7 protein-coding genes are annotated in these 7348 nt (G+C 64.6%); 3 read left to right on the forward strand and 4 right to left on the reverse strand.

Annotation, left to right across the window (positions count from 1 at the left end; all coding sequences use genetic code 11):
• Positions 1-8 precede the first annotated feature (8 nt).
• Positions 9-440 carry a tripartite tricarboxylate transporter TctB family protein gene (locus ACR0IR_RS18630; protein ID WP_170340610.1) on the reverse strand — a complete coding sequence of 144 codons (432 nt, stop codon included), beginning with the start codon at positions 438-440 and terminating at the stop codon, positions 9-11.
• A 78-nt stretch (positions 441-518) separates the two neighbouring features.
• A complete protein-coding gene (locus ACR0IR_RS18635; protein WP_170361035.1) occupies positions 519-1487 on the reverse strand; it encodes a Bug family tripartite tricarboxylate transporter substrate binding protein in 969 nt (322 codons plus the stop codon).
• Between the two features lie 157 nt (positions 1488-1644).
• Between ACR0IR_RS18635 and ACR0IR_RS18640 the strand changes: the two genes are divergently transcribed.
• Genes ACR0IR_RS18640 through ACR0IR_RS18650 form a run of 3 tightly spaced genes read left to right on the forward strand, consistent with a single transcriptional unit; the run spans position 1645 to position 4743 of the window.
• Positions 1645-2316, forward strand: a complete 672-nt coding sequence (locus ACR0IR_RS18640; RefSeq protein WP_170340612.1) for a response regulator transcription factor — start codon at positions 1645-1647, stop codon at positions 2314-2316.
• On the forward strand, positions 2309-3706 hold the full coding sequence (locus tag ACR0IR_RS18645; protein WP_170363924.1) for a sensor histidine kinase: 1398 nt from the start codon (positions 2309-2311) through the stop codon (positions 3704-3706). Before ACR0IR_RS18640 ends, ACR0IR_RS18645 begins: the two co-directional genes overlap by 8 nt.
• Positions 3703-4743: an ABC transporter substrate-binding protein gene (locus tag ACR0IR_RS18650; RefSeq protein WP_170363925.1), complete on the forward strand. Its 1041-nt coding sequence runs from the start codon at positions 3703-3705 to the stop codon at positions 4741-4743. The genes ACR0IR_RS18645 and ACR0IR_RS18650 overlap by 4 nt, the downstream gene beginning before the upstream one ends.
• Here ACR0IR_RS18650 and ACR0IR_RS18655 read toward each other — a convergent pair.
• Together ACR0IR_RS18655 and ACR0IR_RS18660 are read right to left on the reverse strand one after the other, a co-directional pair.
• The gene (locus ACR0IR_RS18655; RefSeq protein WP_170363926.1) at positions 4740-6248 is read right to left on the reverse strand and encodes a heme biosynthesis protein HemY; all 1509 of its coding nucleotides are present in this window, start codon (positions 6246-6248) and stop codon (positions 4740-4742) included. The two genes, ACR0IR_RS18650 and ACR0IR_RS18655, sit on opposite strands and share 4 nt — an antisense overlap.
• Positions 6249-6258: 10 nt before the next feature.
• Positions 6259-7348, reverse strand: a 1090-nt coding sequence (locus tag ACR0IR_RS18660) for a COG4223 family protein (protein WP_480779159.1), incomplete at its 5' end; no start/stop codon positions are given.

Below are 7348 nucleotides of genomic sequence, written 5' to 3' on the forward strand. Positions count from 1 at the left end.
ATCGCCCCCTAGAAACCCAGCGGCCCTTTGGCCAGCGACAGGCCCAGAACCAGGTGGAAAATGACGTAGATCCCAACCGAGGTGCCCACGCCGACCAGAACGCTTTCGATCGGACCGGACCCCAATCGCCAGGCCAGGTAGGCCGCGGCAAAGGCCGTGGCGATGACGAAGCCCAACTCGGGCAGCAATTCGGCATACAGGATCATGACCACCACCGCGGCGGCGATCTCGACCAGACGGCCAAGGGCCGGCCATTCCGGCTCGGCGTCCGGGCGAAGGGCGATCACCGCGCTGGACACGCCCAGAATGGCGGCGATGATCAAAGGAAAGGCCTTGGGCCCAACGGCATCGGACAGAAAGCTTTCTTCGATCGCCAGCGCGGATATCGCGAAACCAATGGCAAGAAGAAGTCCGACAACCCCGAAGATGCGGTCACTCATCGGTGTCTCCTGTTGTTCGGGTAGAAACAGTGCGGGCGCCACGCTGTCGCGGCACCCGCCTGCACGTGAGTGGTGCGGTTACTTGATGATCCCGATCTCTTTCGAGATGGTCTGGATCTGACCGACGGACTCGGCAACGAAGTTCTGGAAGTCCTCGCCCTGCAGGTCCAGCGGAGCCAGACCGTTGGCGGCCATCACTTCTTTCCACTCGTCCGACGCATACAGGTCACCGATTTTTGCGACCCAGTCGTTGTAGGCCTCGTCCGACATGCCGCCCGGTGCATAGAAACCGCGCCAGTTGGCGCCGATGGCATCCACACCCTGCTCCTTGGCGGTCGGGAAGTCAGCGAATTCACCGGGCAAACGCTCGGGCGCCAGAACCGCGATCACTTTGATGTCGCCGGAATCCACGAAACCCTTGGCTTCGGAAATGTCACCGGTAAAGGCCTGGACCGAGCCGGCCAGCAGCTGGGTCACCGCCTCGCCACCGCCGTCAAAGGCGATGTACTTGACCGAGCGGACATCGTCGATGCCATAGGCGTTGGCCGCGATCAGCACCTTCAGGTGGTCCCAGCCGCCCACGGCCGAACCGCCAGCAACCGAAACCGAAGCCGGGTCGGCTTTGATCTGGTCCAGCAGCTCGGGCAGGGTGTTGACGGGGCTATCGGCAGCCACGGCGATCACGCCATAATCGGCGCCGATCGCGGCCAGCCAGCGGACTTGATCCATGGTGTTGCCCGGATAGGCGCCCTGGGCCAGACGGGTTGCAGTTGCGGCACTTGCGGCGACAATCAGGTTGTTGTCGTCATTGCGCTTGTTCACCACCTCGGCAAAGGCCACGCCACCGCCGCCACCGGCCAGGTTCACGACCTGCATGGTCTGGTCGATCAGGCCCAGATCCTGCAGCGACTTGCCCACCTGACGGCAGGTAAAGTCCCAACCACCACCGGGGTTTGCCGGTGCAATACATTCCTGAGCGCTGGCGGCAAAGCCGGTCAGGGCGAATACGGCAGCGGCTACGACGCCGCCGGTTCCAAACAGTTTCATTTGGTTCTCCTCCTAGTGTCTTCTTGGCCTGCTGTTACGCAGACGAAACCGGTCCCTGCAGGGAGTCGGGCGCGCAGCCCTTCCTTGCAGGTTGATTTTCTTTAACGAATAATGCTGTCACGAACCTGTCATGTTGCGACGGGCGTTCGGGGGGACAATGCGCGTATTGATGATCGAGGATGCCGAGGATCTGGCCGAGGGCGTCGTGGCCCATCTGGGCCGGTCCGGTGTCGTTTGCGATCTGGCGACCTCGGTCGAGGCCGCGCGCGATTTCCGCGCGGTCCAGGGCTATGACGCGATCCTGCTGGACATCAACCTGCCCGACGGGTCGGGCCTGGGCTTTCTGGACGAAATCCGTGGCGGGGGTGACCGCATTCCGGTCTTGATGCTGACCGCACTGACTGCGGTCGAGGACCGAGTCGCCGCGCTGGACAAAGGGGCCGACGACTACTTGGGCAAACCCTTCGACCAGCGCGAGCTCGAGGCGCGGCTGCGCGCGCTGGTGCGCCGAGATGCCGACCGTAAAAGCGAACAGATCACGCTGGGCCCGCTGGTCTATGCCCCCAAAGACCGCAGCGCCACGCTGGGCGGCAAACGCCTGAACCTGACCGCGCGCGAGGCCGCCGTGCTGGACGCTCTGATCCGGCACGAGGGGCAGTTCCTGTCCAAGGCGCGGCTGTACGACTCGCTTTACGGGTTCGAGGATGCCGATGTGGGCGTGAACGCGATCGAGCTGTATATCGCCCGGCTGCGCAAGAAATTCTCGGGCAGCGGTGTGACCATCACAACCCAGCGCGGGGTCGGGTACCGGATCGGCCTGCATGGTTAAGCCGCCCCTGCCCCACAGCCTGACCGCCCGGGTGCTGAGCGCGGTGATGCTGATCCTTGTTCTGGGCGGCGCGCTGGTCGGCCTGTCGATCTGGGCCAACGGCCGGCTGGCGGCCCGTCAGGCCTATGACCGGCTGCTGCTGGGCGCTGCCAGCGACATCGCCGAATCCTTGCGCATCCAGGACGGCCAGCCCATCGTCGACCTGCCGGTTTCGGCCTTTGAACTGCTGGCCCAGGCCCCGGATGACCGGATCTACTACGCGGTGCGCGGGTCCGACGGGCGCTTCATCACCGGGCTGGACCCGGACACGGTGATCGCGCCCCCGCAGCCCGTCAGCCAGTCGGCCCAATATTTCGCGGCAGACCTGAACGGGGAACCAGCCCGGTTCGTCCGTTTGCCCCGCCTGTTCGCCGAGCGCGACTTTTCCGGCGAAGTCGAAATCGTGGTCGGGCAGACCTTGCTTGCGCGGCGCGCGATGACCGCCGGGCTGATGCTGGATGCCCTGCTGCCGATGGCGGTGGCGGGCGCATTGCTGCTGATCATGTCCTGGTTCGTCACCCGTTCGGCGCTGCGCCCGCTCGAGGCGATGTCGGACGACCTGATCCGCCGTGACCCCTATGACCTGACGCCCGTGGCCAGCGACGGTCTGCCGCGCGAATTGCAGGTCATGATCGCGGCGATGAACCGGTTCATGGGGCGGCTGGACCGGCAGGTTCTGTCGATGCGCAACCTGATCGCCGACACCGCGCATCAGTTGCGCACCCCGGTCGCGGCGATCCGGGTCCAGGCCGAAATCGCGCAGGCGGATCCGGATGCCCCGGCTCGCCACCGCGCGCTGGACCGGCTGCTGAACCGTACGCGGTCGCTCGGGACACTTCTGGATCAGCTGTTGTCGCGCGCGATGGTCATCCACCGCATCGACAGCGCCCCGCGCCTGCCGGTCGATCTGCGCGAAGTGGCGCTCGAGGCGCTGGAGCAGAGCGACCACGAGGTGATCGCCCCCGGCGTCGAGGTGCATCTGAAAATCGGGGAAGACCCGGTCTGGGTGCGGGGCGATGCGTTTTCGCTGGGCGAGGCCACCAAGAACCTGCTGGGCAACGCGCTGCGCCATGGCAAGGCCCCGGTCAGCATCGGCGCCAGCCTGGATGGTGGCCGCGCCGTGCTGTGGGTGCGAGACAGCGGCCCGGGGCCGGAAACGTCGGTCTCTGCCCGGCTGGGTGACCGGTTCAACCGCAACACAGGCTCGGGCGAGGACAGCAGCGGGCTGGGCCTGTCGATCGTCAAATCCACCGCCGAAGCCTTTGATGGCACCGTCGAGATGACCCGCACCGATGACGGGTTTCGCGTATCGCTCAGCTTTCCGGCGGCCACCGAAGGAACAGGCGCATGATACGGTTTCTGATCCCGCTGGCCCTGTGCCTGCTGACGTTGGGTACCAGCACCGCGGCGCAGGAAGCAGTCACCGAATTCGGCACCGGGCCCGACCCACTGCTGGTGCGCTCGACCACGGATATCGGCATTATCCGCCCGGTGATGGAACAGTTCGCGGCGCAGAACCCAGACCTGACCATAACCTATGAACAATGGGGCTCGAACGCGCTGTTCCAGCACAGCAAGACGGCCTGCAAGACCGGCGACAGCCCGGCGGATGCGGTGTTTTCCTCGGCCGTTCAGCAGATGGTCTGGTTGGTCAATGCCGCTTGCGCCCATCGCTACAGCTCGGCCCTGACGCAGGCGCTGCCCCCGGCCCGGCGCTGGCGGGACGAGCTGTGGGGGATCACCACCGAACCCGCGGTCATCGTCTACAACAAGGACCGTTTGGACGATCTGGAGGTGCCGCGCAGCCGCTTTGCCCTGCTGGACGCGATGCGCACCCGCCCCGACCTGCTGCGCGGCCGGGTGGCGACCTATGACATCGCAGCCTCGGGGCTGGGGTATCTGTTTGCCTATGGAGACAGTCTCGAGGCGACCACCTTCGGGTCATTGATCGAAGGTTTCGCGCGCATAGATGCCATCGCCACCTGTTGTTCCGCCGAGATCATTCGCGACGTTGCCGAGGGCCGGTTCCTGATCGCCTACAACGTGCTTGGCTCTTATGTCGCGAATGCACAGGACCCGGCAGTTGGGGTGATCCTGCCCGAGGACTACACCCTCGTCCTGTCCCGCGCCTTTCTGATCCCGAAGAATGCAGGCAACAGTGCCGCCGCAGCCCGTTTGCTGGATTTCCTGCTCTCTGCCCGGGCGCAGGACTTGCTCGCAACCTCGGGGCTTGTGTCCCGAATGGACTCGGCCGAGACCGGACTGACGCCCAGCGCACGACGGTTCATCCCTTTGTCGCCGGCCCTTCTGGTGGCCAGCGACCCGAACCGCAGGGCAGAGTTGTTCAAACTGTGGAACGACGCGTTTGACGTCGAAACCGCCCGCTAGGCGGATTTTGGTCCGGCGTCTTCGGTCTCAGGCTCTTCGGGGGCCTGGTCTACCATGCTGGCGTCGAAAATCTCAGGCTCGGGGATATCCTCGATTTCGGCGTCCTCGGCCATATCCGATTGGTCTTCCAGAGTCCCTACGATCAGAGGCATCATGTGAACACCCGTCGCCGTGGCGATCTCGGGGGTTTTGGGGGTCTGCCAGCTGAGCGTGTCAAAGCTGTGACAGTTGGGGCAGACCGGCGCCCATTCAGCCTGGATGTCATGGCAGTTGTCGCAGACCCATTGCGGCCCGCGCGGCGCATTCAACGCTTTGGCCAGCCAGCCTTGAACCACCGCGTCCGAGGCCCCTTCGCCGCGCTCGATGGCAGCCATCAGGGTATAGGCTCGGGCATCGGCACCTTTCTCGACCACATCTCCAAGCGCCCGGCGGGCCTCGGGAAAGTCTTCGGCTACAATGTTCAGCTCGGCCAGGATCAAGCGGGTTTCCAGATGTTCGGGATGAATGCGCGTCAATGCCGTAAAGCGCTTGACCCGCTCCTCGGCGGTTTCGTCGGGCACGATCTCGGCAAAGGCATGGGCCAGATCCGGATGCGGCTGCGCTTCCCATGCCTTTTTGAGAATCTTTGTCGCGGCGCGCGGCTTGCCCTTGGAGATGTAGGCCCGTGCGGCCATGGCTGCCGCCGGCACCAGGTCGGGTGAGAGGCGGTTCGCCTCGATCGCGCGCTCCTGCTGTTCGACACTGGCGGTTTCATCCAGAATTCCCTTGGCCTCGGACAGGGCCAGAACTGCGTCGCGTCGCTTGAACACATCACGCGGCAGCGCGCCGGACTTCAACTTGGCGGTCAGGGTCGACCGTGCGCCGGCCCAGTCCTGCGCCTTGGTCTGCAGTTTCAGAAGCACATCCTGCGTTTCCTGATGCCGCGGCTTCAGCGCCAGTGCTTTTTCGGCGAGTTTGCGCGCGGTTTCATCGTCTCCCTCGGCCAACTTCTGTTTCATGATTCCGCGCACGCCGACGAAACGTGTGGCCTGATCCGTCACCAGATTCTTGTAGGTTTCCGAGGCCTTCCTGGTGTCACCGACCATTTCGGCCGCTTGGGCCACCAGCAGGTTCGTCAGTTCCGGCTTGTTCAGCAGCCGTTCTGCCTTGTGCGCCATCGTCATGGCCGTCCGCCCCTCGCCCGAGGCCAGCGCCATCAACCCGTCAGCCAGCGCCTGATAGCCCCGTTTCTCGCGGCTGCGGTCGAAATAGCGCGAAAGGGCAGTTTCATCACCGTTGAGAAATTTCAGGGTCGCAATCAGCAGGTTGAGCAGCTTGAAGAACAGCCAAACCGCCAGAACCAGCAGGCCCAGCGCGATCACCGACTGCAGCGGGCTGAGCGTGACCTCGGTTCCCATCGCGGTGATCTGGATGCCACCGCTGGTTTCCATCAGAACGCCTGCCCCCATGGCCAGAAGGCCGACGATCGCGACAAAAACCAGGATCTTCAACAATGACCAGAGCATGGCAGGCCCCTCAGTTCGAGTTCACGCTTGTCACAAGCGCATTGGCGGCTTCGACCGCGGATTGGCGGGTTTTGGCAGCCGTGATCCATTCGGCCATGGCTGGCTGCGCCGCTTCCGGTAGCGCGCCCAGCTCGGTCAAGGCCGTGCCGATGTCACCTTTGCCCAACGCGGCCTCCGCTCGTGACAGGATGGCGTCGGGATCATTGCCGTCTTTTGGCGAGACGGACCGGGCACCGGTCTGCCGCTGAAGAAAGGCGACAAGGCCCGTTCCCTTGTCGGCTTCGCGCGCATCTGCCAGCGCAGTTCGGGCGGCAGGCGCAAAACTCTCGCGCAGATCCGTCAGTGTCGGCACACCTTCGCCGGCCGGAGCGGACAGGGCTTCCGGCACCTGCACGCCGCCGGTCTGCAACTGGGCCACCAGATCAGCATAGGGTGCGCCGGCATCCAATTGACCCTGAACCTTGGACAGCACGGCCAGGTTCTCTGCCGCCTGTGCCCGGGCTTGGGCCTGCGCGTCCAGGGTTTGCGCTTCGGCGACCATCTTTTCGACTTCGGCACGCTGGGCGGCCAGCGACTCCTGCAGCTTCTTCAGCTCGGCCTCGACGGCCGCAACGGTTTCGGGCGAGGCGGCGTCGGTCAACGGACGTGCCTCAAGCTGTGCGACGCGTTGCGTCAAGGGGTCGAGCTTGCCGGACAGATCGTCGACATTGGATTTGAGCACGCCAAGATCGCTTTCGATCGGTGTCAGCTTGGCGCTCAGCGCCGCGATTTCAGCGGACGGATCGGTAACTTCAGACAATTGTTTGCTTAGGTCAGCCAGTTGCTGAGCCTGGCCGGACACCTTGGTCTCAAGCGCTGCAATCGCCTCGGACGGATCCGACCCCGCGGGCCACAGCAGGTCGCTGCGCCCGGCGGCGAACCCCAGCGCCGCCGCGATGACGCCACCAATCAGCGCAGGCATGAACCCGCTTCGCTTGGCCTCATGTTGCTGATCGGTTGCCGTAGCCCGTTCGGCTTCGGCTTCGGCTTCGGCTTCGGCTTCGGCTTCGGCTTCGGCTTCGGCTTCGGCTTCGGCTTCGGCTTCGGCTTCGGCTTCGGCT

This window comes from Ruegeria sp. CF2 (genome assembly GCF_056537385.1).

Excerpts from the sequence above, each read along its gene's own strand:
- ACR0IR_RS18630 (WP_170340610.1), bottom strand. The coding sequence starts at position 440 with ATGAGTGACCGCATCTTCGGGGTTGTCGGACTTCTTCTTGCCATTGGT.
- ACR0IR_RS18635 (WP_170361035.1), bottom strand. The coding sequence starts at position 1,487 with ATGAAACTGTTTGGAACCGGCGGCGTCGTAGCCGCTGCCGTATTCGCC.
- ACR0IR_RS18640 (WP_170340612.1), top strand. The coding sequence starts at position 1,645 with ATGCGCGTATTGATGATCGAGGATGCCGAGGATCTGGCCGAGGGCGTC.
- ACR0IR_RS18645 (WP_170363924.1), top strand. The coding sequence starts at position 2,309 with ATGGTTAAGCCGCCCCTGCCCCACAGCCTGACCGCCCGGGTGCTGAGC.
- ACR0IR_RS18650 (WP_170363925.1), top strand. The coding sequence starts at position 3,703 with ATGATACGGTTTCTGATCCCGCTGGCCCTGTGCCTGCTGACGTTGGGT.
- ACR0IR_RS18655 (WP_170363926.1), bottom strand. The coding sequence starts at position 6,248 with ATGCTCTGGTCATTGTTGAAGATCCTGGTTTTTGTCGCGATCGTCGGC.